We start from the raw sequence: 26,021 nt of genomic DNA on the forward strand, positions 1-26,021 counted from the left end.
GGCAATGGCGGTGAGCGGCGGTAGCCGTTGATAGCCCTACTTACCCCTTGATAGCCCTTCCGGGCCTATCGTCACCGTTCAGTTTTTTCGCCTGATCGGCCAGTCCTTACCTGCCGGCTGATGTCCGGCGGGAGCATCGACGTGACGCCCACCAAGCTGCTGATCGGCCAAATCCTCATTGTTCTTGCGATCGTGCTCGCGGGATTGTGGGCCGCAACACAGTGGGCCGCGTCGATGCTCGCCTATCAACCCGAGCTGGGCTCGCCCTGGCTCGTACTCGGGCATTGGCCGCTCTACCGGCCGTGGGCGCTGTTTCGCTGGTGGTATCATTATGATGCCTATGCCCGGCCGGTGTTCGACCGCGCCGGAATGCTTGCCGGCGCGAGCGGCTTCCTCGGCTGCGCCGCGGCGATGGCCGGCTCGCTGTGGCGGGCGCGGCAGACGCACCGGGTCACCACCTACGGTTCGGCGCGCTGGGCCTCATCGCGCGAGATCGAGCATGCGGGGCTGCATGGCGACAGCGGCATGGTGCTTGGCTGCCTGGAGGGACGCTACCTGCGCCACGCAGGGCCTGAACATGTCATGGCGTTCGCGCCGACCCGCTCGGGCAAGGGCGTCGGGCTGGTCGTCCCGACCCTGCTCTCGTGGACCGGCTCGGCGGTGATCCACGACATCAAGGGCGAAAATTGGACGCTGACCGCCGGCTGGCGCGCGCTGTTCTCGCACTGCCTGCTGTTCAATCCGACCGACCCGCGCTCGGCGCGCTACAATCCCCTGCTCGAGGTACGGCGCGGCGCCGACGAGGTGCGCGACGTCCAGAATATCGCGGATATCCTGGTAGACCCGGAAGGCGCGCTCGAGCGGCGCAACCATTGGGAGAAGACCAGCCACGCGCTGCTGGTCGGCGCCATCCTCCACATTCTCTATGCCGAAGAAGACAAGACGCTCGCCCGCGTCGCGACCTTCCTGTCCGATCCCGACCGCAGCTTCGTCGCCACGCTGCGCCAGATGATGACCACCAACCATCTCGGCACGCCCGAACGCCCGCAGGTCCACCCGGTGGTCGCCTCGGCCGCGCGCGAATTGCTCAATAAGAGCGACAATGAGCGTTCCGGCGTGCTGTCGACCGCGATGTCGTTTCTCGGCCTCTATCGCGATCCGACCGTGGCCGCGGTCACCGCCACCTGCGACTGGCGCATCGCCGACCTGATCGAAGGCGCGCGGCCGCTGTCGCTCTATCTGGCGATCCCGCCATCCGACATCAGCCGCACCAAGCCTTTGATGCGGCTCCTGCTCAACCAGATCGGCCGCCGGCTGACCGAGCGGCTCGACCATGGCCACGGCGCGCGGCGCCATCAGCTGCTGATGATGCTGGACGAATTCCCCGCGCTCGGCCGGCTCGACTTCTTCGAGACCAGCCTCGCCTTCATGGCGGGCTACGGCATCCGCGCCTTCCTGATCGCGCAGAGCCTCAACCAGATCGAGAAGGCCTATGGCGAGCATAATTCGATCCTCGACAATTGCCATGTGCGGGTGGCGTTCGCGACCAATGACGAGCGCACCGCTAAGCGCATCTCGGACGCGCTCGGCACCGCCACCGAGCAGCGCGCGATGCGCAATTATGCCGGCCATCGGCTCGCGCCGTGGCTCGCCCACGTCATGGTCTCGCGCCAGGAAACCGCGCGCCCGCTGCTGACGCCGGGCGAGGTCATGCAACTGCCGGCAAGCGACGAACTCGTGCTCGTCTCCGGCTGCCCCCCGATCCGCGCCTCGAAGCTGCGTTATTATGAAGACCGCAGCTTTACCGCGCGGCTGCTGCCCGCGCCTCTGCTCGCCGACGGTTCCTATACCGATCGCCCGCGCCGGCGCGGGCATGACTGGGAAACATGCGTGGTCGCGCCCGATGCTGCGCGAGAGCCCGCCGCTGCGGACGGCTTCGGGGACGGGGAGGGCGGGCTTGAGCAGCAACGCTCGCCGGCGCTTGACGACGCGCAGCCCTGGGCGGTGGCGGAGGCCGATCCGGGCCAGCTGGCATTGCACGAGGACGACGAGACCGCGCCTGCCGATGCGCGCGCCTTCGAGCAGGCCGGCGGCTTGTCCCCCGTGCAACGCGCTTATGGCGCACGCGAGGCCGATCGCGACCTCGTGCCGGACCTGTGAGCCGGTGATGAAGGTCCGCCAGAACCTCTATCTCGACCGCAAGGTCACCGACGCCTTGGAGGCGCTTGCCGCCGGCCCCGGCGGCAACAAGTCGCGCATCGTCAATGACGCGCTCGCCGGCTGGCTCGCGCGGCGCGCCTCCAGCCAGCTCGACGACATGCTCAAGCTGCGGCTCGACCGCATGTCGCGCGACCAGGCGCGCATCGCGCGCGATCTCGACATCCTGCTCGAAAGCTTCGCCTTGTTCGTGCGCTACCAGCTGCTGGTGACCGCGCCGCTGCCTGAAGCCGACACCGCCGCGCTCGCGGTCGGGCGCGACCGGTTCGAGAAATTCATCGGCCAGGTCGGGCGCCAGCTTGCCTCGGGCAAGCGCACGCTGCGCGAGCCGGAGCCGGCGAAGGCGGCGTCGTGACCGCGGCCGCCAGCGAGGAACGGCGCCGCGCCATGCTGCGCACCGCCTTCGGCCCGACCATCGCCTCGGCCCTGGCCGACCCGCTGGTGATGGAGGTGATGGTCAACCCCGATGGCGCGCTCCGGCTCGACCGGCTCGGCCATGGCCGCAGCGATACCGGCGTGCGTTTCGACGCCGGCCAGATCGAGCGCATCGTGCGCCTTGTCGCCAGCCACGTCCGGGCCGAAGCCAATGCGACCGCGCCGATCGTCTCGGCCGAACTCCCGGCCGAGCGCGGCCATGCCGGCGAGCGTTTCGAAGGCGTGCTGCCGCCGGTCGCGGCGTCGCCCTGCTTCTCGATCCGCAAGCCCGCGCAGCGCCTCTATACGCTCGCCGATTATGTGAGCGACGGCATCATGTCGGACGGCATGGCGCGCCTGCTGTCGCTCGCCGTGATCCACCGCCAGAACATCCTCGTCTGCGGCGGCACCAGCTCGGGCAAGACCACGCTCGTCAATGCGCTGCTGCACGAACTCGCCAGTCTCGACGAGCGTGTCATCCTGATCGAGGACACGCGCGAATTGCGCTGCCCGGCGCTCGACACGGTCGCGCTCAGGACGCGCGCCGGCTTCGTCACCATGGCCGACCTCGTCCGCTCGACACTGCGGCTGCGGCCCGACCGGATCATCGTCGGCGAGGTGCGCGGGCCTGAGGCGCTCGACATGCTCAAGGCCTGGAATACCGGCCATCCGGGCGGGATCGCCACGATCCACGCCAACAGCGCGCCTGCGGCTTTGCTGCGGATCGAGCAGCTCGTCCAAGAAGCGGTCGTCACGGTGCCGCGCCAGATGATCGCCGAGGCGATCGAGCTGATCGTGTTCGTCGCCGGTCGCGGCGCCTCGCGCCGGATCGACAGTCTCGTGCGCGTCGCCGGCCTCGCCGCCGACGGCAGCTACGCGCTCACCGACCTTTCCCCCGATCCCTCAGCTCAAGGAGAATGACCATGCAGCATCGTGTCGGCCATGCCCGCCTGTTCCTCACCGGTGTCGGCATCGGTATCGCCCTCAATGGCACCGCGCCCGCTTATGCGAGCGGCTCGGGCATGCCGTGGGAGCAGCCGCTCCAGCAGGTGCTCGAATCCGTCCAGGGCCCGGTCGCCAAGATCGTGGCGGTGATGATCATCATCACCACCGGCCTGACGCTCGCCTTCGGCGAGACCGCCGGTGGATTCCGCCGCCTCATCCAGATCGTGTTCGGCCTGTCGATCGCGTTCGCCGCCTCCTCTTTCTTCCTGTCCTTCTTCAGCTTCGGCGGCGGAGCGCTGGTCGCATGAGCGCGCCTGAAGGTCTCGAGGTGCCGATCCACGCCAGCCTCGGCCAGCCGATCCTGCTCGGCGGCGCGCCGCGTGGGCTCGCGATCGTCACCGGTACCGCCGCCGCCGCCGTCGGGCTCGGCCTTCAGCAGCTGGTGGCGGGGCTGGTATTGTGGGTGGTCGGCCATAGCCTGTGCGTGATGGCGGCGCGGCGCGACGCCGACTTCCTGCCGGTGCTGCTGCGCCACCTGCGCCAGCGGAGCTACTGGTCGTGCTGAAGCTCGCCGAATATCGCCAGCGCGCCGACCGCCTCGCCGACCATCTGCCGTGGGCGGCGATGGTGGCGCCCGGCGTCATCCTCAACAAGGATGGCAGCTTCCAGCGCAGCTTCGCCTATCGCGGCCCGGACCTGGAAAGCGCGAGCGACGTCGAACTGATCGCGGTCTGCGCGCGCGTCAATAACGCGCTCAAGCGGTTCGGCTCGGGCTGGGCCTTCTTCTTTGAGGCATCGCGGGTGGAGGCGCAGGCCTATCCCGCCAGCGACTTCCCCGAGCCCGCCTCCTGGCTGGTCGACGAGGAGCGCCGCGCCGCGTTCGAGGCGGCGGGCGCGCATTTCGAAAGCCGCTACATCGCGACCTTGTTGTGGCTGCCGCCGGCCGATGCCGAGGACGCGGCCGGCCGCTCGCTGGTCCAGCGGCCGGACGGCGCCAAGGCGCGCGACTGGCGCGCCGAGCTCGCCCGCTTCGTCGCCGAGAGCCTGCGCTTGTTCGACCTGCTCGATCACGTTCTCGCCGAGATCCGGCTGATGTCGGCCGACGAGACCCTGACCTACCTCCATGGCGCAATCTCGACCCGGCGCCATGCGGTGCGGTTGCCCGAGACGCCCTTTTATCTCGACGTCCTGCTCGCCGACACGCCGCTGACCGGCGGGCTCGCGCCGCGCCTCGGCGACATGCATCTGGCGACGCTCACCATCACCGGCTTTCCCAACCTAAGCCGCCCGGGGCTGCTCGACGCGCTTAACCATTTAGGCTTCGAATATCGCTGGATGACGCGCTTCCTCGCGCTCGACAAGAAGGCGGCGAGCCGCGCGCTCACCCGCATCCGCCGGCAATGGTTCAACAAGCGCAAGTCGGTCACCGCGCTGCTGCGCGAGGTGATGTACAACCAGCCGGCGCAATTGCTCGACAGCGACGCCGACAACAAGGTCGTCGACGCCGATCTCGCGTTGCAGGAGCTCGGCGGCGACCATGTCGCCTTCGGTTATTTGACCACCACCATCACGCTCGCCGACCGCTCGGGCGAGGCGCTCGCCGCCAAGCTGCGCGAGGTCGAGCGGATCGTGAACGGCCTCGGCTTCGTCGCCATGCGCGAAAGCGTCAATGCGGTCGAAGCCTGGCTGTCGTCTTTGCCCGGCCACGTCTACGCCAATGTCCGCCAGCCGCCGGTGCACACGCTCAACCTCGCGCACCTGATGCCGCTGTCGGCCGCCTGGGCCGGGCCCGCCAGCGACCGGCACCTCGCCGCGCCACCCTTGCTCTACGCGCAGACCGACGGGGTGACCCCGTTCCGGCTGGCGGTGCACGTTGGCGATGTCGGCCACATGCTGGTGGTCGGTCCGACGGGCGCGGGCAAGTCGGTGCTGCTGGCGCTGATGGCGCTTCAGTTCCGGCGCTATGCGGGCGGGCAGGTCATCCTGTTCGACAAGGGACGCTCCGCGCGCGGGGCCGTGCTCGCCGGTGGCGGCCTCCATCATATGCTGGGCGTCGCGGCCGACGATCAGGGTCTCGCCTTCCAGCCGCTGCGCGACATTGGCGGGGACGCCGAACGTGCCTGGGCGGCGGAGTGGATCGGCGCGCTGATCGAGCAGCAGGGCGTGCCGCTCACGCCCGATCACAAGGATGCGCTCTGGACCGCGCTCACCAGCCTCGCCTCCGCCCCCATGCACGAGCGCACGCTGACCGGCCTGTCGATGGTGCTGCAGTCCAATGCGCTGCGGGCCGCACTGCAGCCGTTCACGCTCGAGGGGCCCTATGGCGCGCTGCTCGATGCCGCGGACGAATCCCTGCGCGGTGCGGACCTGCAATGTTTCGAGATGGAAGCGCTGATGGCCACGCCGGGGCTGGTCGCGCCGGTCCTGTCCTTCCTGTTCCACCGGCTCGAGGCGCGCTTCGACGGGCGCCCGACCTTGCTGATGCTGGACGAGGCGTGGCTGTTCCTCGACCATCCTTTGTTCGCCGGGCGCATCCGCGAGTGGCTGAAGACCCTGCGCAAGCGCAACGTCGCCGTCGTCTTCGCCACCCAGAGTCTGGCCGACATAGCGGCGAGCAGCATCGCGCCTGCGATCATCGAGAGCTGCCCGCAGCGCATCTTCCTGCCCAACGATCGCGCGAGCGAGCCGCAGTCGCAGGCCGCCTACCAGCGGTTCGGGCTCAACGAGCGCCAGCTCACGCTCATCGCGCGGGCGACGCCCAAGCGGCATTATTACCTGCAGTCGGCGCGGGGTAACCGCCTGTTCGAACTGGGACTGGGACCGGTCGGGCTGGCCCTGTGCGGCAGCAGCGGCGCGGACAGCCAAAGGCATATCGATGCCGCGCTCGAGGCCGGCGGGCGCACCGGCTTCCTCGCAGCATTCCTCACCGCCGCCGGCCTCGGCTGGGCCGCGCGCATGGCTGCCGACTTCTCGTCCCCCGTATCCCCAAAAGGAGAAGGTTTATGACTGTGCTAAACTTCGTGCGCGACCGCCGCATCGGCCTGGCCGCGATTGCTGCGATTGGCGGTGTCGGCCTGGCGGTGGTGGGCGGGCCGCATTGTCCATCGGCGCATGCGCAGCTCACCGTGTTCGATGCCGGCAATTATGCGCAGAATGCGCTCACCGCCGCGCGCGCGCTGCAGCAGATCAACAATCAGATCCAGGCGCTCCAGAACCAGACGACGATGCTGGCCAATATGGCGCGCAACCTCAAGCAGGCGAGCTTCCCCGAGGTGGAGCGCCTCACCCAGTCGCTCACCGCGATCGACAAGTTGATGGGGCAGGGGCAGGGGATCACGTTCAAGGCCGGCGATCTCGACGGCCAGTTCGACCGGCTGTTCCCGCAATCGCCGCCGACCGACACGAGTTCGGCCGCGCTTGCCGTGCAGGCCAAGGCGCGGCTCGACGCCGCCACCGCCGCTTTCCGCCAGACGATGCAGGTGCAGAGCGAGATCGTCACCGCGGTCCAGGACGATGCGCCGACGCTCGCGGCCCTGATCGCGCGCAGCCAGGGGGCGCAAGGCGGGCTTGAGGCGGCGCAGGTGACGAACCAGCTGCTGGCACTCGCGTCCAAGCAGCAGTTCCAGATCCAGAACCTGATCGCGGCGCAATTCAGGGCACAGGCGATCGAGCGGCAGGCGCGCGCGCAGAGCGCGAGCGATGCGCGCAATGCCACCCGGCGCTTCATCGGCAACGGGCACATCTACACGCCGCAATAAACCGGCACTTTTCTCCACGTAGAGGTCGGACAACGTGCGCGACATCAACGTCATCGATCAATTCCTGCAGACCTTCATCCGCTACATCGACAGCGGTTTCGGTCTGCTCGGACCCGACGTGCGATTCCTGACCGCGACGCTGATCGGGATCGACATCACGCTTGCCGGCCTGTTCTGGGCGATGGGAGGCGAGAGCGACGTGCTCGCACGCCTGATCCGCAAGATCCTCTACGTCGGCGCGTTCGCCTACATCATCAACCAATTCTCCACGCTCGCCGACATCATCTTCCGGTCGTTCGCGGCGGCGGGCCTCACCGCCGGCGGCGGCCGCATGACCTCCGATCAGCTGCTCCAGCCCGGGACCCTCGCGGGCACCGGCTTCACCGCGGCGTGGCCGCTGCTTGATCAGATTTCGAAGCTGGCGGGCTTCACCACCTTCTTCGACAATTTCCTGACGATCATCGTCCTGCTGTTCGCCTGGGGGCTGGTGATCCTCGCTTTCTTCATCCTGGCGGTGCAGGTTTTCGTCACCATCCTCGAGTTCAAGCTGACCGCGCTCGCCGGTTTCGTACTGGTGCCGTTCGCCTTGTGGAATCGCACCGCCTTCCTGGCTGAGCGCGTGCTCGGCCATGTCGTCTCGTCCGGCATCAAGGTGATGGTGCTGGCGGTGATCGTCGGCATCGGATCCAATATCTTCAGCGACTTCACCGACAGCCTCAACGGGCAGGAACCCGACATCGCGCAGGCGATGAGCCTCGCGCTGGCCTCGCTCACCTTGTTCGGCCTCGGCATCTTCGGGCCCGGCATCGCCTCCGGCCTGGTCGCAGGCGCACCCCAGCTCGGCGCAGGGGCGGCGCTGGGCACCGCCGCCGGGGCGGCAGGGGTGACCGCGCTCGGCGGGCTGGCGACGGTGGGCGCGGTGCGTGCCGCCGGCGGCGGGGCGCTTTCCGCGGTGCGCGCCGGAACCACCATGGCGGCGGCGGCGCATGCCGCCTACGAACTCGGCCAGACCGCGTCGGGCTCGAACAGCTTCGGTGCCGGCATGCATGGCGTGGCGCGCGCCGCCGGCAATGCTGCGCGCGGCTCGGTCAGCGAGGGCCTCGGCCTGCGCGCGGCGGCCAACCGCGGGCGCGACGCCGCGTGGAATGCCATGGCCGGCCACGGCCCCGCCGCCCCCGGCACGCCGCAACCGACCGCGCCTGCCTGGGCGACGGCCATGCGGCGGCAGGAGGCGCGCCATCACGGCCAGGCCGCCGTCCAGACGCTGCGCGAGGGCGATCGTGGCGGCGCCTCGGCGGCGCCCGACATCCGTGAAAAGGAGGAGTGAGATGATCTTCAGGCGCAGCATCCAGCGCTATGGCCGCACCCCGCCCGCCGAGACGCCTTTCCAGCGCGCGGGCCAGATCTGGGACGACCGGCTCGGGGCGGCACGCGTGCAGGCGCGTAACTGGCGGCTGGTCGCGTTCGGCATGCTCGGCATGTCGGCCGCGATGGCGGGCGGACTGCTGTGGCAATCGCAACAGAGCCGGCTTGTGCCTTATGTGGTCGAGGTTGATCGCCTGGGCGAGCCGCAGGCGCTCAGCCCCGCCGACGCGAAATTCCGGCCGACCGATCCGCAGATTGCGTGGGGCGTGGCGCGCTTCATCGAGGACGTTCGCACCGTCTCGCTCGACCCGGTGCTGATGCGCCGCCAATGGCTGCGGGCCTATGATTTCGTGACCGATCGCGGGGCCCAGTTCCTCGGCGACTATGCCCGGCGCGCCGATCCGTTCGCCCATATCGGCGAGCAGACCGCGTCGGTGGAGGTGACCAATGTCGTGCGTGCCTCCGATCGCACCTTCCAGGTGAAATGGGTGGAGACGACCTTCCAACGCGGCGCGCGCGTCGCCGTGGCGCATTGGACCGCCTTCGTGACCCTGCAGCTCAAGCCGCCCGCCACCGCCGACACGCTGCGGCGCAATCCGCTCGGCCTTTATGTCGATGCGATCGACTGGAGCCGCGAACTCGAACTCGCAGCGCCGCCGCCTGCACCCGCTCCCCTTCCTGCACCCCACACCGTCGAGGAGACTGCATCATGACCCCTTTGTCATCATGGTCCGCCTTTGCCGCCGCGGCTTTTGTCGCGCTACCTGCATTCGCCGCCGATCCGGCGAAGCGGCAGCCGATGGCTGCCGCCGCCACGGTCGAGCGCGCCAACCGGACGGCCACGATCGCGCCGACCGGTGCGGCCTTCGTCAATGCCAACCAGGTCTATCCGTTCGCGGACGGTGCGATCTACCAGGTCCTGACCGCGCCCGAGCGCATCACCGATATCGAGCTGCAACCGGGTGAGGCGCTGGGCGCGGTCGCGAGCGGGGATACGGCGCGCTGGCTGATTGGCGATACCACCAGCGGCAGCGGCGAGGGCAAACGCAGCCATGTGCTGGTCAAGCCGTTCGCGCCAAACCTGCGCACCAACCTGATCATCACGACCGATCGGCGTACCTACCATCTGACGCTCGCCAGCACGCGCGGCGCGTCCATGTCGGCCTTGTCCTGGACCTACCCTGCCGAGGGGTTGCTCGCGCTGCACAAGGCGCAAGCCGAGCGTGACCAGGCCCAGCCGATCGCGCCCGGGATCAGCCCCGACCAGCTTAACTTCAACTATGCGGTCACCGGTCCCGCCACCGCATGGCGGCCGCTGCGTGCGTTCGATGACGGCCGGCAGACCTTCATCGAATTCCCACCGGCGCTTGGCGCCGGCGAGGCGCCGCCCTTGTTTCTCCTCGACCATGGCGGGGTGCAACTGGTCAACTACCGCGTCAGCGGCCATTATTACATCGTCGACCGGCTGTTCGAGACCGCCGAGCTGCGCATCGGCGGCAAGGACGCCACGACGGTTCGCATCACGAAGCAAGCGGTCGGCAAGGGCGGACGGCCGTCATGACCGCCGAAGCCTTGGAGCGCGACGAATGGCCCGATGAGCCCGCCGCCAAGCTCGACCCCGCGACGCTCACGTTGCGCGGCCGGCCGCCGCGCCCGGTCCGCTTCCGGCGGCGCATGATCGTCGGGGCAGCCGCGGTCGGGGCGACGGCCCTCGCGGGCACGATCTGGCTTTCACTCAGGGCGCCCGCGCCGGTGCCGCCTGCCGATCAGACCTTTCGTGAAAGCAAGGGGCCGTCCGATCAGGTCAGCCAGCTGCCGGCCGACTATACCGCCGTGCCCAAGCTCGGCCCGCCGCTCCCGGGCGACCTCGGCCGGCCGATCCTCGAGCGGCAGCGCCAGCTTGCGCAAGACCCTGCTCCAGCGGTGACGGTTGATGCGGAAACGCGGCAGCGCCGTCTCGACGACGTGAGGGCCGCCCGCCAGTCGGGCCTGATATTCCCGCGACAGGATGCCGCGAACGGAGTCGCGGCCCTTGCCCCGGTCGCTGCTGCGACGGGCGCGGCGGACTCAAGTCCCTCCACCGTTGACGCCGCGCGCGATCCCAACGCGCAGGCCCGCAAGATCGGCTTTGCTGGTGCCCTCGACGAGCGCGGCGACGTCAATGCGCATCGGCTGACGGCGCCGGCGTCGCCTTATATACTCTCAGCCGGTAGCATCATCCCGGCGAGCCTGATCACGGGGTTGCGCTCCGACCTTCCCGGCCTGGTCGCAGCCCAGGTTACCGAGAATGTCTTCGACAGCGCAAGCGGGCGCTACCTGCTTGTGCCGCAGGGCGCGCGGCTGGTCGGCACCTATGACAGCGTCATCGCTTTCGGCCAGCGGCGGGCTCTGGTCGTATGGCAGCGCATCATCTTCCCCGATGGAGGCTCGGTCAAGCTCGACAACGAGCCCGCGACCGACCCGAGCGGCTATGCCGGCGTCGCCGACCAGGTGGATTTCCACACCTGGACGTTGCTCAGGGGCGTGGCGCTCTCGACCTTGCTCGGCGCGGGGACGAGTTTTTCCCTGACGGGCGAGAGCGACCTGGTTCAGGCGATCCGCGAGTCCGCCCAGCGAAATGCCGCCGATGCCGGCAACCAGCTCACCTCGCGCAATCTGCAGATCCAGCCGAGCATCACCGTCCGACCCGGATTTCGCATCCGGCTGCTTGTCCATCGTGACCTGATACTTGCCCCCTGGCGTTGATAGGAGCCGCCTCATGCCCGATTTGAAACTCGCCAAACTTCCCGATCGCACCCCAGTCAAGCTCACCCTGTCGGTGATGCCGGACCTGCACGACCGACTGATCGATTATGCCGGCCTCTATCGCGAAGCCTATGGCCGCGAAGAAGCTCTCGCGGACCTGATCCCGGCGATGCTGGCCGCATTTATCGACAGCGACCGCACTTTCTCACGCAGGAAGGCGTAGCCATGATCCGCAATTCACACCTTCCCGATCTCGGCGACCCCCCGGCAGACATGGTGGTAGCGAGCGAACCCCTGACGATCCGCGTATCGGCGGCGGTCCGACTGTCCGGTCTCAGCCGTTCGCGGATCTACGAACTGATCCAGTCGGGAGATCTGGCAACGCATAAAGTGGGCCGCACCACCCTGATCCCATATCGAAGTCTGAAACATCTGGTGATCGGGAGCGATTGACGCCGGCCAGGCGGGTGTCGCCACAGGGGGTTCGCCTTCACAGTGCGATGACGGCGACGGCGGCACACGCTCCTCGTGCGACAGGGTGGTTCCAAGCTAAGCTCAATCAGACCGGGATCTCGCGGCGTTCAAAGGAAACGCCGCCATCAAGCGCTGGTCCGCCGCGGTCGACCGCTCGCGGCGTTCAACCGGCGTTGAGGTGAAGCAGCCGCTTCGGCTCGCACCGCACCAGCACCCGCTGCCGGTCATATTTCTGCCAGCGCGTCGCGATGCCGCGCTGAATGGCGAGGCAGGACAGGTCGGCTGCGCCCAACCGACAGGTCGCCACGATGCGCCGGTAGCTCCTGCCCGCCGCGGTGCAATCGAGGGTCCGCCCCTGGATGAGTTTTCGCATCCGGTCTCGCGCCTCGGTCGCGGCGCGGTCGCTGCACACGAATTCGGCACGGCCCTTCCGGCAAGGCTCGGCATCGGCGAAGTCGGGCGCCTGGATGCCCGCCAGCCGAACCGACGCGCCTGAGGCGCAATGAATTGGGCCGTCCCCATCGTGGACCGACACGACCTTGCAGGGGAACTGCTTGCCAGCCGTGACGAGCGCTAGGAGGGGCAGGATCATGCGGGCATATTGCACGTGCGTCGCGCAAAGCGCATCATTGCTCTTCGACTTGGGAGAGAAGCCATGAAGCTGCTGATCGCATTCACTGCCGCCGCCTTGCTGACTGCGCCGGCCATTGCCGTCAACTGCCGCGATGCCAAGGGCAAGTTCGTCAAATGTCCTTCCGCTTCGACGTCAGTGGTGAAGGACGCAAAGGGCAAATGCCACTTCGCCAGCGGGCCGAAGAAGGGCCAGTTCACGAAGTGTCCCTAAGCGGGCCGAAGCCGCCAACTGCGGCCCGGTTGTGTCGGCTCGCGTCCCGGCCATGACGCAAAGGCTCGACGCGCGTCCGAACCATCATCGTGCCAGTGAGATTGCCCCCAGCCTGAGCGCGCCGAGCGGGCCGGCTTGGTCGCCCAGGGCGGCGCTCACGAGCGTTCGATCGAGCGTCGCCTGGTCGACGTAGGGAAGGTAGCCACGGATCTTCTCCCGCACGCCCGCCCGTATCCGGGGGAGGAGATGCAACTGCCCCAGTCCCACCCCACCGCCGACGATGATCGCCCGCGGCGCGAGCGTGAGCAATAGGCTCGCGAATGCTTCCGCGAGCGCATCGGCGACGTAAGTCCAGGCCGGATCGGCGGGTGAAAGGTCGGAACCTGCCACGCCGCTGCGCGCCCTGATCGCTGGGCCCGATGCGAGGCCTTCCAGGCAATCACCGTGAAACGGACAGACGCCGGGGAACGCATCGCCTGATATTCGCCGGACAGCGAGATGGCCGGCTTCGGGATGCATCTGCCCGACGACGGGATTGCCATTGACGACGATGCCCATCCCGATCCCGGTGCCGACCGTCACATAGACGAAATCGGCGAGGCCTTTGCCCGCGCCCCAGCGTCCTTCGGCAAGCGCGGCTGCGGTGACGTCCGTATGCAGCAGGCACGGGCCATCGATCAAGCGGGCAAGCGGCCGGACAATGTCGACGCCGGCCCACTGCGCTTTCGGTGTCGGCAGAAGGTGACCATAGTCCGCGCGATCGGGATGAATGGCAATCGGGCCGAAACTTGCGATCCCGAGCGCCTGCGGCTGCCAGCGGCGGGCCCACACGTCCAGCTGGCTCGCCAATGCGGCGAGCGTTTCCGCCGGCCCCGCTGTCGGAATGCTGATGCTCTCGAAGATGGTGCTGCCTCGGCCGATGACCGCAATCGCCTTGGTTCCTCCCAGTTCGACCCCGGTGACGATCGGCGCCGCCTCGTCAATCGCCAAGCTCATCCGCGAGTCCTCCAGATTCCGCTCCAGCCGGAGGGGCGCCTAAGCCGGGCGATGTTTACGGTTGTGCCTTTTCGGGAGGGCTCCGGGGTCAAAAGACACCGGCTTCCACCGCGCGGCGCAGCGTCTCCCGGGCACCATATTGATAGAGCGAGGCGAGCCACCGGCCGACCTCTCGGTGCAGAACAGGGTGTTCGCCGACCTCGCCGAACAAGCTCGTGATCGAAAGCAGCGGAAGCGGATCCGCCCCGCCTTCGAGGGCCTTCTCACGCAGAAGGGAAGCGAGTGGGTGGCTCACCGCTACCGGACGATGCTGCTCATCCTCGCCTCTGACACGGCGGAGCCAGGCCGCCAGCGCGAGCGCGAGCAATTCGATACCCTCGCCGCGCCGCAGCCGGTCGCGCAGCGGATCCAGCAGCAGATTGAGCGGGGCGTCGGTGTTGACCCGCTCGACCGTGTCCTCGATCGCTATATTCGCGAAGCGTTCGATGATCGTCTGCTTATAGTGGTCGAGGTCGACTCCCGGAACGGGCGCGAGCGTCGGCCCGGTCTCGAGATCCATCAGCGCGCGCATGTATTGGACGATGGCCGCATCGGACATCACATCGCTGATCAGATGGTAGCCGGCCAGCTGCCCAAGGCCGCTGATGGCGAGATGGCTGCAGTTGAGCAGGCGCAGCTTCATCATTTCATAAGGGGTCACGTCGCCGACAAACTGCGCGCCGACCTTTTCCCAGGCGGGCCGGCCGTAGAGGAAGCGATCCTCGATCACCCATTGGCGAAACCGCTCCGCGAAGATCGGGGCGGCGTCCTCCAGCTGGTATCTGTCGCGAAAGGCGGCGATCTGCGCGGGCTGCGCGACCGGGGTGATGCGGTCGACCATGCTATTTGGAAAGCTTGTATTCTGGCTGATCCAGTCGGCCAGGCCCTGGCCGCGCGCCTCGGCAAAAGCGAGCACCGCGGCGCGCAGCACGTCGCCGTTATGCTGGATATTGTCGCAGCAAAGGATCGTGAAGCCGGGCTCGCCGGCGCGCCTGCGCCGGTCCAGCGCTTCAGCGAGTGCCCCGATCGCGGTGTGCGGGACGCGCGGGTTGGCGAGATCGTGCCGGACCTCGGGGCTGGCCAGGTCCAGCCGCTTGGTCGCGCGTTCGAGATGATAGCCATTCTCGGTCACGGTCAGGCTCACGATCCGCACCGCCTTATTGGCCAATGCGGCGAGCGTCAGCGCGGGGCGATCGCCCGCGAAGATCGCTCGAGCGATGGCGCCGATGACAAACGCCTCCTGCCGCTCGCCTTCCTGCTCGACCAGCGTGTAGAGCCCGTCCTGCCGTTGCAGCGCGGCGATCAGGCGCGCGTCCTGCGGCCTGAGGCCGACCCCGGCAATCCCCCATTCCAGCGCGCCCGGATCGAGGTTCATCAACTCGTCGCTATAGCGGGCCATGTGTGCCCGGTGGAAGCCGCCAAGACCGAGATGAACGATGCCGGTGCCGACCGCGGTGGCGTCATAATGGGGGCCCGCGGCGTTCCCGAAGCCGGACCGTCCCGCCCGATCAAGCCTTATCATCTACTACTCACCTTCTCCGACCGCGACCGGCACAAGCCTTTGCTTGGCGCCGCGCGCCACGCGTGGGGATTGCGAAGCCACCGCATCAGACGAGCGCGAGCCCGGCTGAATCGAAACGGTGGACGTGGGCCGGGTCCGGCTCCAGCCGCACGGTCTGACCCGGCACGAGCGATGCGGTCCCACTCTGACGCGCACAGAGCAAAGTGCCGTCCGGCAATTCTCCATAGACATAGGCGTCGCTGCCAAGCTGCTCGACCGACACGACCGCCGCCTGCCAGCGCCCGTCCGGTGTGGGAGCGAGATGTTCCGGGCGGACCCCGATGATCGGCGCGCCGAGGCCGACCGCGCCATCGCCCTTGACCACGTTCATCGGCGGAGAGCCGATGAATTGCGCCACGAACAGGTTCGCGGGGCGATGATAGATGTCGAGCGGCGCGCCGACCTGCTCGATCCGGCCATCGCGGAATACCACGATCTGATCGGCCATCGTCATCGCTTCCGCCTGATCGTGCGTCACGTAGATCGCGGTCGTGCCGAGCTGGCGCTGGAGCCCTTTGATCTCAAGCCGCATGCGGCCGCGCAACGCCGCGTCAAGGTTGGATAAGGGCTCGTCGAACAGGAATGCCCGGGGTTCGCGCACCACCGCGCGCCCGATCGCGACGCGCTGCCTCTGTCCCCCGGAAAGCGCGGCTGGCTTGCGGTCGAGCAATGCCTCCAGGCCGAGCAGTTCGGCGACTGCATCGACGCGGCGTTCGATGTCGCGCGAGGGCATGCCGGCAAGCTTGAGCGCGAAGCCGATATTCGCGCGAACCGACATGTGCGGGTAGAGCGCATAGCTCTGGAAGACCATCGCCACCTCGCGCTGGGCCGGCCGCATGCGCGAGACGTCCTCGCCGTCGAGCAGCAGGCGGCCATGATCGGCATCCTCGAGCCCGGCGACCAACCGCAGCAAGGTGGTCTTGCCGCAACCGGACGGGCCGACGAAGACGGTGAAGCTGCCGTCGGGAATCGTCAGGTCGATGTGATCGACCGCCAGATGATCGCCGAAGCGCTTGGTTACCTGTTCCAGAACGATGGCGCTCACTTCACGGCTCCGAAGGTTAGGCCCTGGACGAGCTGCCGCTGGCAGAACCAGCCGATGACGAGCACCGGCGCGATCGACAGCATCGACGCCGCGGAAAGCTTCGCCCAGAACAATCCCTGCGGCGCGGAGAAACCGGCGATGAATGCCGTGAGCGGCGCTGCCTGCGTGCTTGTGAGGTTGAGGCTCCAGAAGCTCTCATTCCAGGCCAGGGTGAAATTCAGCAGGAAGGTCGAGGCGATCCCCGGCAGGATCAGCGGAAGCAGAACCTGGACGATCTCGTCCAGCAGCCGTGCGCCGTCCATGCGTGCCGCCTCGACGATCGCGGCGGGAACCTCGCGCAGATGCGCATAGAGCATCCAGATCGCGATCGGCAGATTGCCCACGCAGAGCATCGCGATCACGGCGGCGCGCGTGTCCAGGAGGTTCAGATCGCGACAGATGAGGTAGACCGGGACGAGCAGGCCGACCGGCGGCAGCATCTTGGTGGAAAGCATCCACAGGAGCAGGCCGCGCGTCCGGCGCGTCGGCGCGAACGCCATCGCCCAGGCGGCCGGCAAGGCGAGCATGAGCGCAGCGAGCGTGGCGCCGCCTGCGATCAGAACCGAGTTGAGCGCGCAGCGATAATAAGCGCCGTCGGCAAGCACCTCGCGATAATTGTCGAGCGTCCAGTCGACGCCGCGCAGCCGCGGCGGCAGCTGGATCGCGTCGAGCTCGGGCTTGAAGCTGGTGACGAGCGCCCACAGCAGGGGAAAGGCTACCAATAAAGCGGCCAGCCACGCGATGAGCGTCGCCGGCGCGGCCCGGCTCAAGGAGGTGCGTCGCGCCATTAGCTGTCCAACGACCGGCCGACGGCGCGCGCGAACAGGAAGGCGATCACATTGGCGATGACGACCGCCACCACGCCCGCGGCAGAGGCGGCGCCGACGTCATATTGCAGGAGCGCGCGCGTGTAGATCAGATAGGCAACGTTGGTCGTCGCCGTGCCCGGGCCGCCGCCGGTCGTGACGAAGATCTCGGCAAAAATGCTGAGCAGGAAGATTGTCTCCATCATGATCACGATCGTGATCGAGCGGGCAAGATGGGGCAGCGTCAGATAGCGAAACATCGACAGGCCCGACGCCCCGTCGAGTTGCGCCGCCTCTTTCTGCTCGGCGTCGAACGATTGCAGCGCGGTCAGGAAGACCAGTGCCGCAAATGGCAGCCACTCCCAGGCGACGATGATGCTCACCGACAGCAGCGGCTGGCGCGCGAACCAGTCGAACGGCGCCAGTCCGATGAGGCCGCCCAGCCAGCCGAGCAGGCCCGAGATGGGCTGCATCAGGAGGTTCTTCCAAAGCAGGGCGCTCACGCCGGGCATGACGAAGAAGGGCGAGATGATGAGGACGCGCAACAAGCTCCGCCCGATCCGCGCGGCCTCCACCAGCAGGGCGATCAGGATGCCGCCAAAAATCGTGGCGGCGAGCACGAACAGGATCAGCAGCAGGGTGTTGAGGATCGCCCCGGCGAATGCCGGATCGGCGAAGAGCCCGCGATAATTGGCAAGCCCGGCGAAGTGGCGCTGGTCCGCATCGAGAAGACGATAGTCCTGGAAGGACAGCCAGATCGTGATCGCCAGCGGAATGACCATCCACGTTAGCAGCGCGCCGACGCTGGGCACGAGCATCAGCCGTCCGACCGAGTTGAGGCGCGCCGCGCCGGTTTTCCCGATCGTGGGGCTCATTGCCGGCTGGCCGCCGCCATCTGCCGCTTGCTGGACGTTTGCGCCGCATCAAGCGCCTGGTCGACCGTCATCGTGCCTGCGACCGCGCCGGAAAATTGCTGGCCGACTTCGGTGCCGAGACCCTGGAATTCGGGGATCGCGGCATATTGCACCCCGACATAGGGCACCGGCTTCACGGTGGGATGGTGCGTATCGGCTGCACCTATCGCTTCGAGCGTCGCTTCCGCGAACGGTGCCGCCTTGCGATAGGCGGGATTGGCATAAAGCGATGTGCGCGTGCCGGGCGGCGCTGCGGCCCAACCGAAGCGGCCCGCCACCAGCTTGGCATAATCCGGTCCCGTCGCCCAGGCGACGAAGCTCTTGGCCGCCTTGGCCTTGGTCGTGCTTGCCGGGATCGCGAGCGCCCACGTCCAAAGCCAGTTGGCGGTGCGACCCAAGCCGGCGTCCGGTGCGGCGGCGAAGCCTGTCTTGTCGGCGACGACCGACGTCTTGGGATCGGTCACGAACGGCGCTGCTACCGTGCTGTCGAACCAGATGGCGCATTTGCCCGCCGCATAGAGCGCGAGCGACTCATTGAAGCCGTTGGCGATCATGCCGGGCGGACCTGCGTTGCGCGCCAGGTCGACATAGACGGAGAGCGTTCGCTTCCATTCGGGCGTGTCGAATTGCGGGCGCCAATGCTCATCGAACAGGCGCGCGCCGAAGGAGTTCGACATGGCGACGATCGTCGCCATATTCTCGCCCCAGCCGGCCTTGCCGCGCAGGCAGATACCGTAGACGCCATGCGCGGGATCGTTGAGTTTCTTGGCGGCGGTCGCGATGAAGTCCCAGCTGGGATGCTGCGGCATGACTAGCTTCGCCTTCGCGAACAGATCGGTCCGGTACATCGTGAACGAGCCCTCGCCGTTGATCGGTGCGGCATAGAGCACGCCCTTCGCGCTGAGCGCGTCGCGGATAGCGGGCAGCAAATCGTCGGCGCGGTAGGACGGCCCGAGGTCGTCCATCCCCAGCAGCCAGCGGCGTTGCGCCCAGATGGGAACTTCATAGGACCCGATCGTGATCACGTCGAACTGTCCGCCGCGTGTCGCCACGTCGGTCGTGACCCGCTGGCGCAGCACATTCTCTTCGAGCGTGACCCAGTTGAGGCGAATGTTCGGATGCGCTTTGGTGAACGCGCTCGACAGGCCCTTGAGCCGCACCATGTCGCTGTTGTTGACGGTCGCAACGGTCAGCGTCGTGACATCCCGGTTGCCGCCCGAACAGGACGACAGCGCCGCCGCGAGGAGGATCGTCGCAATCCGCTTCATCTATCGCCTCTCCTTGGCGGACGGTCGCTCGCGCCGCCGCTCGTTCGGATATGAAGGCTAGGCGCTCCACCTTTCGCCAACCTGTCATCGCCTCGGCGGTGCGTCTGCCGGTGTGGGCCAATGACGGCGGCCATGCCGCGTCTCGACGATGCAGCCGGCCGCTTGCCTGCGGCGCCGCTTGGTCTCACACTATGCGCAAACAAGGGTAGGCGAGGAAGATGCGAGTTTTGGTTGTGGAGGATACGCACGATGTCGGCGAAGGGGTGGTGGCCTGTCTCGAGGGTCTCGGCCATGCCGTCGATTGGGCACGCGACGGGGCGGACGGCGACGCCATGCTGAGCGAGGCATCCTATGAAATGATGGTGCTGGACCTGACCCTTCCGCGCATGGACGGCATCACGATCCTCAAGCGCATGCGCGCCCGCCAGGATGTGACGCCGGTGCTGATTCTGACGGCAAGATCCGCGGTCGACGACCGGGTCGACGTCCTCGACAGTGGCGCGGATGACTATCTGGTGAAGCCGTTCGACTTCCGCGAGTTGCAGGCGCGCGTCCGCTCGCTGATGCGGCGTAACAGCGGGGGACGCAGCAACCAGCTGACCTGCGGCGACCTGGTCTTCGATCGGGCGACGCGCATCGTACGCGTCGGCGGCGAGCCCGTCAGTCTGACGCGTCGCGAGCTCTCGCTCCTGGAGATCCTGCTGACGCGGCAGACCCTGTTCTTCAGCAAAAGCCAGCTGCTCGACCAGCTGTTCGGCTACGGGTCCGAACCGAACGAAAATGCGATCGAGGTTTTGATCGCGCGGCTGCGCCGAAAGCTCGGTCATGCCTCCATCGAGATCCACACCTATCGCGGCGTCGGCTATCGCATCTCGGCGACGTGAATTTCCGAAGCGGCATTCGGCCCCGGCTTCCCGCATCGATCTTCGAGCGGCTTCGGCTGCTGCTTGCCATCCTCTTCGGCGGGGGCGCGCTGGCGGCGCTTGCAGCCGCTTGGCTGTTCGCGATCTCGGCTGCGTCGGAGGCGTATGACCGGCTGCTGATCAGCGCCGCGGTGCAGATCGCCGAATCGATCGAGGTCGAGGACCGCAACGTCATCGTGACGCCGCCCGATTCCGCCTTCGAGACGCTCGCTTTGTCGGAGAATGACCGCTTCTTCTATTCGGTGCGAGATCCGGCGGGACGTCTGCTCACGGGCGAGGCGGACCTCTTGCCGGAAGGCCGGCCGCGTGGCGGAGCGCTGCCGCGCCTCCATTCGGAACGCTATGCCGGTGCACGTGTCCGGGTCGCGCGCATCGATCATTTCGTGGCGGCGCCGGGTGTCCGCGGCTGGAGTCGGGTGGTGGTCGCCGAGACGCGCGAAGCGCGGCAGCGCATGGCGGTCCACCTGATGGAGAAGATCGGCGGGATCATCCTCTTGGTGAGTGGTCTCGGCCTTGCTGGCGCGCTGATCGCGATCCGGCGCGCCTTCATGCCGCTCCACCGGATCGAACATGCCCTGGCCGACCGGCAGGCGCACGATTTGACCCCGCTCAAGGTCGACAGTCCGCGCGAAACCGTCGGCCTGATCCGCGCGATCAACGATGTCATGGAGAAGCTCAGCCTGCGCATGGCGAGGCTGCAGGCCTTTACCGCGGTCGCCGCCCATCAGATCCGCACACCGCTCGCCGCGCTTGGCGCGCAGGCGGAACTGCTCGCGCAGGACCGTACGTCCGTGGCACGGCGTGAGCGCATCCAGCGCGTCCAGGCCAATGTCGCCAAGCTCAGCCGCGTCACCAACCAGCTGCTCGGGCAAGCCATGATCAGCTACCGGAGCGAAACCGCGCCGCGCATCCGGCTCGACCTGGCCGACCTCGTCCGCTCGGTCGTCAACGAATCTATTCCCCACTCGCTCGACCGCGATCTGGCAGTGGATTGCCATAGCGACGTCGTGCCGACGCAGTTCGTAGGAGACGGCGTCAGCCTGCGCGAGGCGGTGGCCAACCTGATCGACAATGCCGTGGCCCATGGGGCGCCGAGCGAGATCCGGATCGGCGTGGGCGCGAGTGCGGCCGAAACCTGGATCCGCGTCGCCGACGACGGCCCCGGTTTTCCGCCCGAGCATTGGCAAGCGGCGCAGGAGCCGTTCAAGCTGGCGCGTGCCGATCGCGAAGGAGCGGGCATGGGGATATCGATCGTCAGCGAGATTGCGCGTGCCCATAACGGCCGCATCGAATTCGGCTACGCGGCCGACGGCTTCTTCCAGGCGACGTTGATCTTTGCCGACGGGCCGCGCCTCGCATGACCCGGCGGACACTGACCCGGACGCTCTGCGGGCTGACCGTCCTTGCCGTCTGCCTGCTGCTCATCCTCGATCGGGCGCACCATGCAGGCGCGCAAGGATCCTACCTGCCGCCAGAGGGTGTGACAGTGAGCTTCTTCCCCGCGCGTGACGGGCAGGTCCATCAGCCGCTGGTGATCGGCGCGGCCACCGACGTGAGCTTCATGCGCGCCTTCATCGAAGCATTTCAGGCGCATCATCAGACCGTGCCGGTCGCCTATATCGACTCGTTGAGCACGGCGCTGCTGGCGCGCGCCGATCAGGCTTGCCGCACCCGCGCGCGGACCGCCGACCTCTATCTCTCCTCCTCGTCGGATCATTTGGTGCTGCTCGCCAACCGCGGCTGCGCGCTCAAGCTGCGCGGCGGAATTGCCGCACTCGCGCCAGGCGGGGCGCAATGGCGCGACGAGGTTGCCGCCTTTACGGTCGAGCCTGCCGTGTTCGTCTATGGCAGGTCGATCGGGCCGCGCCAGGTGCCGCGCAGCCATGTCATGCTGATCGAATGGTTGCGAAACCGAAGCGACCTTGGCGCGCGGATCGGCACCTACGACATCGAGAGTTCGGGCACAGGCTATAATTTCGTCGCCGAGGATGCCCAGCAGTCGGCGATCTATGGCCGCCTGATCGAGAGCCTCGGTCGGACCCGGGTCCGCCTCTATTGCTGCTCCAACGCGATGGTCGACGCCGTGGATCGCGGCGAGATCCTGTTCGCCTACAATGTCCAGATGTCTTACGCTTACGCCGCGCAGAGGTCCGGCAGCCGCATCGGCGTCATTCTTCCGACCGACTATCAGGCGATCCAGACGCGCTCGATCATGATCCCGACCGGGGCGCGCGACATTCGTGGCGCGGAGGAATTCGCGCGCTTCCTGACATCGGGCGAGGGACGGGCGCTGGCGCGTCGGCAGTTGATGGCGCCCGATCTTCCGGCCGGGCGTGCCGGCGCGCTCGCGGACGCGCTGCTCGACCAGGCGGTCGTGTCGCCCTTGTTGCTGACGCTTCAGGACAGGGCGCGGCGCGAGCGGATGATCCGCGAATGGCGGCAGGCGCTTCGCCCCGCTGATGCGCCGCGCGATCCGGCCGCAGACTTGGCGGAAGCGAAGAAAAACGGCGTCGCGGCGCGATGACAGGTTCAAGACAGGAAGCCCCTCTAGCGAGATCCTAAGGCAGCACCGGGAGACCGGGGGCCGACCCAAGATCGGCGCGACCAAGCGCCGACAGGGAGGAGAGTAAATATGAGGCTCGCTACCAAGCCGTCGCTCGTTGCTATCGCCACGATGCTGGCATTTCCATCTTTCGGCCAGACGCCGATGGGCACCGACCCGTCCAAGCCGCAGGACGCGGCGCAGGCCGCCTCGCCCGCGACCCCAGGCGCCGCGCAGCCGGCGACGGGCGCGACAGGACAGGATGGCGTCGACGGCATCCCCGCGAGCAGCTCCGCCAAGGGACTATCCAACGCGCCGGTGGCGGATACGGCTGACGCCGGGGACGTCGTCGTCACCGGCTCGCGCATCGTGCGCAACGGCTATTCGGCACCGACGCCTGTGACCGTGCTCGGCGCCCAGCAGCTCCAGCAGCAGGCGGTGACCCGCCTCGTCGACTTCTCGCGCAACCTGCCCCAGTTCCGCAACCAAGGCGGTGCCCGCAGCGGCAGCAACGGCAGCGCCAATGGCGGTCAGGGCAGTCTCGACCTGCGCGGGCTCGGCGCAAACCGCGACCTCATCATGCTTGACCGGCGCCGCGTCGTTCCCTCGACCGGCAATGGCATCGTCGACACCAACATTCTTCCCAACATGCTCGTGTCGCGCATCGACGTCGTCACCGGCGGCGCGTCGGCGGCGTGGGGCTCGGATGCGGTCTCCGGCGTCGTCAATTTCGTGCTCGACACCAAGTTCAAGGGCGTGCGTGCCGAAGCGATCGGCGGCATATCCAGCCACGGCGACGATGAAGAGGGCAGCGTCGGACTGGCCGGCGGCACCGACCTTGGCGATCGCACCCACATCATCGGGTCGGTCGAATATTTTCGCGGGGGCAATCAGAAGCTGCTCGACCGCGGCTGGCTCGCCAAAAAGCCCGGCATCATCAATAATCCGACCGCGACCGCCGCCAACGGCCAGGACAAGCGTATCCTCGTGTCCGAAGGGATCGTGACCTCCTACATGACGCATGGCGGCCTGATCGACGGATGCCGCACCTCGACCGGCGCGAACATCGCCAATTGCGCGCTCAAGGGCACCGCCTTCGGTGCCGGAGGTGTTCCGTACAAATTCACGTACGGCACCTACGTCAATCCGACCGGCAACATGATTGCCCCGCCGGGCTCGGATTATGTGAACGACTACACGTCGCTTTACGACAACATCAACATGGTCAACCCGTCGGACCGGGTGAGCCTGTTCTCGCATATCGATCACGAACTGACCGACCGCATCACGATCTTCGCCGAAGGCATGTACACGCGCAGCAAGGTCGGGCCGTCCTATACGGTGCCGCCGTACCGCTTCGGCACGAGCGCGACGACGTGGCTGTCGGTGACCGCCGACAATCCCTATTTGCCTGCGCCGATCAAGGCCCAGATGTCAGGACCTGGCGGCGGAAATCCCGCAGGCCCCTTTGCGCTGAACGTCGGCCGCATCAATGACGATTGGGTCGGAAATTCGGAGATCAACAACACCAACACGACCTACCGGGGCGTCGTCGGTGCCAAGGGCAGTCTCGGCGGCAGCTGGGGCTTTGATGGTTATTATCAATATGGCCGCAACACCTATGCCGGCACGGTCCAGGACAATCTGATCACGTCACGCGGCGGCGTGCCTGCAGCCGGTAACGTCAACCTTGCGGTTGACGCCATCGCGGCGCCGGCGGGCAACGCGGCGGGCATTCCTGCGGGCACCATCATCTGCCGCTCGACGCTCACCAACCCGGGCAATGGCTGCAAGCCGCTCAACATCTTCGGGGTAGGCGCGGCGTCGCAGGACGCGATCGACTATGTCCTGGGGGATCAATATACCCGCCAGACCTATCAGCAGCATGTCGTCGAGGCGTCGGTCCACGGGGATTTGTTCTCCTTGTGGGCAGGGCCGATCTCACTGGCAACCGGGCTGTCCTATCGCACCGAGAAGATCGGCGCGGTCTCCGATCCGCTTTCAATCGAGAGTGCCTTCGGGATCGGCAATCCCAAGCCTTATTCCGGCTCTTACAATGTGAAGGAGGGTTTCGCGGAACTCGCGATCCCCCTCGCCAGAGACATCCCGTTCATCAAGCTACTTGATCTTAGCCTCGCGGGGCGGGTGACCGATTACAGCACCAGCGGCCGCGTCTTCACCTGGAAGATCGGCGGCAGTTACGAGCCGTTCGACGGCCTGCGGCTGCGGGCGACGCGGTCGCGCGACATCCGCGCGCCCAGCCTCCAGGAACTGTACACCGGCGCCTTGCAAAGCCGCGTCAGCGTGACCGATCCGACCAAGAACAGCTCCGCGACGGTCAACGCGCAATTGTACAGCGGCGGCAATGCGGCCCTCAATCCGGAACGCGCCGACACCTTCTCGGCCGGCATCGTCTATCAGCCGCGCTGGCTTCCCAACTTTTCGGTTTCGGTCGACTATTACAACATCAAGATCGCCGACGTGATCAGCACGATTACCCCGCAGCAGATCGTGGACCGGTGCTTCGCCGGCAATGATGCGCTGTGCGGGCAGATTACCCGGCTCAACGGCGACATCATCGAGATACGCTCGCCTTACCTGAACCTCGCCTCGCTCAAGACGCGCGGTCTCGACATCGAGACGAGCTATCACACGCGTCTTTCCGGGCTGTTTCCCAGCTCGGATGCCGAAGTCGGGTTTCGGCTGCTCGCCAACTATGTCGATGAGTTCAGGTCTTCGGACGGCGTGACGGTCCAGGAATTCGCCGCGGACATGTCTTCGCAGCAGCCGAAGTGGACGCTGCAGTCGACCGCTTATGTCAAGGCCGGCAAATGGCAGGTCACGGCGATCAACCGCTTCATCGGCTCGGGCAATGTCAGCAACCTGTATATCGCGCCGCATGAGATCGACGACAACCATGTCGCAAGCCGTCTCTATACCAACCTCAACATCAACTACACGGCGGACTGGCTTGGCTCGGACAGCGAGATATTCTTCAACGTCGACAACGTCTTCAATGTGAAGCCGCCGAAGGGTTTTGGCTGGGGCTATGGCCTGAACGCTTCCCCCATGTACGATGTAATCGGGCCGATGTTCAAAGTGGGCATCCGTGTGAAATATTGATCC

At 67.1% G+C, this 26,021-nt stretch carries 25 protein-coding genes; 18 read left to right on the top strand and 7 right to left on the bottom strand.

From position 1 onward, the window contains the following. Nucleotides 1–141: 141 nt before the first annotated feature. The 13 genes from DX905_RS13695 to DX905_RS13755 are packed head-to-tail and all read left to right on the top strand — an operon-like array spanning nucleotide 142 to nucleotide 11,897. Nucleotides 142–2,160: a conjugal transfer protein TraG gene (locus DX905_RS13695; protein WP_116092562.1), complete on the top strand. Its 2,019-nt coding sequence runs from the start codon at nucleotides 142–144 to the stop codon at nucleotides 2,158–2,160. A gap of 7 nt (nucleotides 2,161–2,167) precedes the next feature. Beyond that, the gene (locus DX905_RS13700) at nucleotides 2,168–2,572 is read left to right on the top strand and encodes a CopG family transcriptional regulator (protein ID WP_116091844.1); all 405 of its coding nucleotides are present in this window, start codon (nucleotides 2,168–2,170) and stop codon (nucleotides 2,570–2,572) included. Continuing rightward, nucleotides 2,569–3,552, top strand: coding sequence for a P-type conjugative transfer ATPase TrbB (gene trbB, locus DX905_RS13705; protein ID WP_116091845.1), 984 nt, complete (start codon nucleotides 2,569–2,571; stop codon nucleotides 3,550–3,552). The genes DX905_RS13700 and trbB overlap by 4 nt, the downstream gene beginning before the upstream one ends. Continuing rightward, complete coding sequence (locus tag DX905_RS13710; RefSeq protein WP_205412262.1) at nucleotides 3,549–3,884, top strand: TrbC/VirB2 family type IV secretion system protein; 336 nt, start codon at nucleotides 3,549–3,551, stop codon at nucleotides 3,882–3,884. Before trbB ends, DX905_RS13710 begins: the two co-directional genes overlap by 4 nt. Beyond that, nucleotides 3,881–4,141: a VirB3 family type IV secretion system protein gene (locus DX905_RS13715; RefSeq protein WP_116091846.1), complete on the top strand. Its 261-nt coding sequence runs from the start codon at nucleotides 3,881–3,883 to the stop codon at nucleotides 4,139–4,141. The genes DX905_RS13710 and DX905_RS13715 overlap by 4 nt, the downstream gene beginning before the upstream one ends. Continuing rightward, a complete protein-coding gene (gene trbE / locus DX905_RS13720; RefSeq protein ID WP_116091847.1) occupies nucleotides 4,135–6,582 on the top strand; it encodes a conjugal transfer protein TrbE in 2,448 nt (815 codons plus the stop codon). The genes DX905_RS13715 and trbE overlap by 7 nt, the downstream gene beginning before the upstream one ends. Then, the gene (trbJ, locus tag DX905_RS13725; protein ID WP_116091848.1) at nucleotides 6,579–7,334 is read left to right on the top strand and encodes a P-type conjugative transfer protein TrbJ; all 756 of its coding nucleotides are present in this window, start codon (nucleotides 6,579–6,581) and stop codon (nucleotides 7,332–7,334) included. Before trbE ends, trbJ begins: the two co-directional genes overlap by 4 nt. Nucleotides 7,335–7,368: 34 nt before the next feature. Next, nucleotides 7,369–8,661, top strand: coding sequence for a P-type conjugative transfer protein TrbL (gene trbL / locus DX905_RS13730; RefSeq protein WP_116091849.1), 1,293 nt, complete (start codon nucleotides 7,369–7,371; stop codon nucleotides 8,659–8,661). A gap of 1 nt (nucleotide 8,662) precedes the next feature. After that, on the top strand, nucleotides 8,663–9,412 hold the full coding sequence (gene trbF, locus DX905_RS13735; protein WP_116091850.1) for a conjugal transfer protein TrbF: 750 nt from the start codon (nucleotides 8,663–8,665) through the stop codon (nucleotides 9,410–9,412). Then, nucleotides 9,409–10,260, top strand: a complete 852-nt coding sequence (trbG, locus tag DX905_RS13740) for a P-type conjugative transfer protein TrbG (protein WP_116091851.1) — start codon at nucleotides 9,409–9,411, stop codon at nucleotides 10,258–10,260. The genes trbF and trbG overlap by 4 nt, the downstream gene beginning before the upstream one ends. After that, complete coding sequence (locus tag DX905_RS13745; RefSeq protein WP_116091852.1) at nucleotides 10,257–11,444, top strand: TraB/TrbI/VirB10 family type IV secretion system protein; 1,188 nt, start codon at nucleotides 10,257–10,259, stop codon at nucleotides 11,442–11,444. The genes trbG and DX905_RS13745 overlap by 4 nt, the downstream gene beginning before the upstream one ends. Nucleotides 11,445–11,457: 13 nt before the next feature. Then, nucleotides 11,458–11,667, top strand: coding sequence for a DUF2274 domain-containing protein (locus tag DX905_RS13750; RefSeq protein ID WP_116091853.1), 210 nt, complete (start codon nucleotides 11,458–11,460; stop codon nucleotides 11,665–11,667). 2 nt (nucleotides 11,668–11,669) lie between these two features. Continuing rightward, nucleotides 11,670–11,897, top strand: a complete 228-nt coding sequence (locus DX905_RS13755) for a helix-turn-helix domain-containing protein (RefSeq protein ID WP_240320852.1) — start codon at nucleotides 11,670–11,672, stop codon at nucleotides 11,895–11,897. Nucleotides 11,898–12,081: 184 nt separating this feature from the next. Here DX905_RS13755 and DX905_RS13760 read toward each other — a convergent pair whose 3' ends face one another. After that, nucleotides 12,082–12,510, bottom strand: a complete 429-nt coding sequence (locus tag DX905_RS13760; protein WP_116091854.1) for a thermonuclease family protein — start codon at nucleotides 12,508–12,510, stop codon at nucleotides 12,082–12,084. Nucleotides 12,511–12,573: 63 nt separating this feature from the next. On the opposite strand from DX905_RS13760, the gene DX905_RS13765 reads away from it, so the two are divergent. After that, nucleotides 12,574–12,762: a hypothetical protein gene (locus tag DX905_RS13765; protein ID WP_116091855.1), complete on the top strand. Its 189-nt coding sequence runs from the start codon at nucleotides 12,574–12,576 to the stop codon at nucleotides 12,760–12,762. An 84-nt stretch (nucleotides 12,763–12,846) separates the two neighbouring features. On the opposite strand, the gene DX905_RS13770 is transcribed toward DX905_RS13765, so the two are convergent. The 6 genes from DX905_RS13770 to DX905_RS13795 all read right to left on the bottom strand — a co-directional run bounded on the left by DX905_RS13770 (nucleotide 12,847) and on the right by DX905_RS13795 (nucleotide 19,430). Continuing rightward, nucleotides 12,847–13,758, bottom strand: coding sequence for an ROK family protein (locus DX905_RS13770; RefSeq protein WP_205412263.1), 912 nt, complete (start codon nucleotides 13,756–13,758; stop codon nucleotides 12,847–12,849). A gap of 88 nt (nucleotides 13,759–13,846) precedes the next feature. After that, the gene (locus DX905_RS13775; RefSeq protein WP_116091856.1) at nucleotides 13,847–15,319 is read right to left on the bottom strand and encodes a mannitol dehydrogenase family protein; all 1,473 of its coding nucleotides are present in this window, start codon (nucleotides 15,317–15,319) and stop codon (nucleotides 13,847–13,849) included. Nucleotides 15,320–15,404: 85 nt separating this feature from the next. Then, nucleotides 15,405–16,403: an ABC transporter ATP-binding protein gene (locus DX905_RS13780; RefSeq protein ID WP_116091857.1), complete on the bottom strand. Its 999-nt coding sequence runs from the start codon at nucleotides 16,401–16,403 to the stop codon at nucleotides 15,405–15,407. Then, complete coding sequence (locus tag DX905_RS13785) at nucleotides 16,400–17,230, bottom strand: carbohydrate ABC transporter permease (RefSeq protein WP_116091858.1); 831 nt, start codon at nucleotides 17,228–17,230, stop codon at nucleotides 16,400–16,402. Before DX905_RS13785 ends, DX905_RS13780 begins: the two co-directional genes overlap by 4 nt. Then, nucleotides 17,230–18,123 (bottom strand): carbohydrate ABC transporter permease, encoded by an 894-nt coding sequence (locus DX905_RS13790; RefSeq protein WP_116091859.1) that lies wholly within the window; start codon nucleotides 18,121–18,123, stop codon nucleotides 17,230–17,232. The genes DX905_RS13785 and DX905_RS13790 overlap by 1 nt, the downstream gene beginning before the upstream one ends. Further along, nucleotides 18,120–19,430, bottom strand: a complete 1,311-nt coding sequence (locus tag DX905_RS13795; RefSeq protein WP_116091860.1) for an ABC transporter substrate-binding protein — start codon at nucleotides 19,428–19,430, stop codon at nucleotides 18,120–18,122. The genes DX905_RS13790 and DX905_RS13795 overlap by 4 nt, the downstream gene beginning before the upstream one ends. Nucleotides 19,431–19,648: 218 nt before the next feature. On the opposite strand from DX905_RS13795, the gene DX905_RS13800 reads away from it, so the two are divergent. The 4 genes from DX905_RS13800 (at nucleotide 19,649) to DX905_RS13815 (ending at nucleotide 26,018) form a co-directional block, all read left to right on the top strand. Next, nucleotides 19,649–20,314, top strand: coding sequence for a response regulator transcription factor (locus DX905_RS13800; RefSeq protein WP_116091861.1), 666 nt, complete (start codon nucleotides 19,649–19,651; stop codon nucleotides 20,312–20,314). Then, on the top strand, nucleotides 20,311–21,714 hold the full coding sequence (locus tag DX905_RS13805) for a sensor histidine kinase (RefSeq protein WP_116091862.1): 1,404 nt from the start codon (nucleotides 20,311–20,313) through the stop codon (nucleotides 21,712–21,714). Before DX905_RS13800 ends, DX905_RS13805 begins: the two co-directional genes overlap by 4 nt. Beyond that, nucleotides 21,711–22,877, top strand: coding sequence for an ABC transporter substrate-binding protein (locus DX905_RS13810; protein ID WP_116091863.1), 1,167 nt, complete (start codon nucleotides 21,711–21,713; stop codon nucleotides 22,875–22,877). Before DX905_RS13805 ends, DX905_RS13810 begins: the two co-directional genes overlap by 4 nt. 108 nt (nucleotides 22,878–22,985) lie before the next feature. Then, the gene (locus DX905_RS13815) at nucleotides 22,986–26,018 is read left to right on the top strand and encodes a TonB-dependent receptor plug domain-containing protein (RefSeq protein WP_116091864.1); all 3,033 of its coding nucleotides are present in this window, start codon (nucleotides 22,986–22,988) and stop codon (nucleotides 26,016–26,018) included. Nucleotides 26,019–26,021: the final 3 nt, after the last annotated feature.

The organism is Sphingomonas crusticola, from assembly GCF_003391115.1.
In the GTDB taxonomy this organism is placed as follows: domain Bacteria; phylum Pseudomonadota; class Alphaproteobacteria; order Sphingomonadales; family Sphingomonadaceae; genus Sphingomonas_I; species Sphingomonas_I crusticola.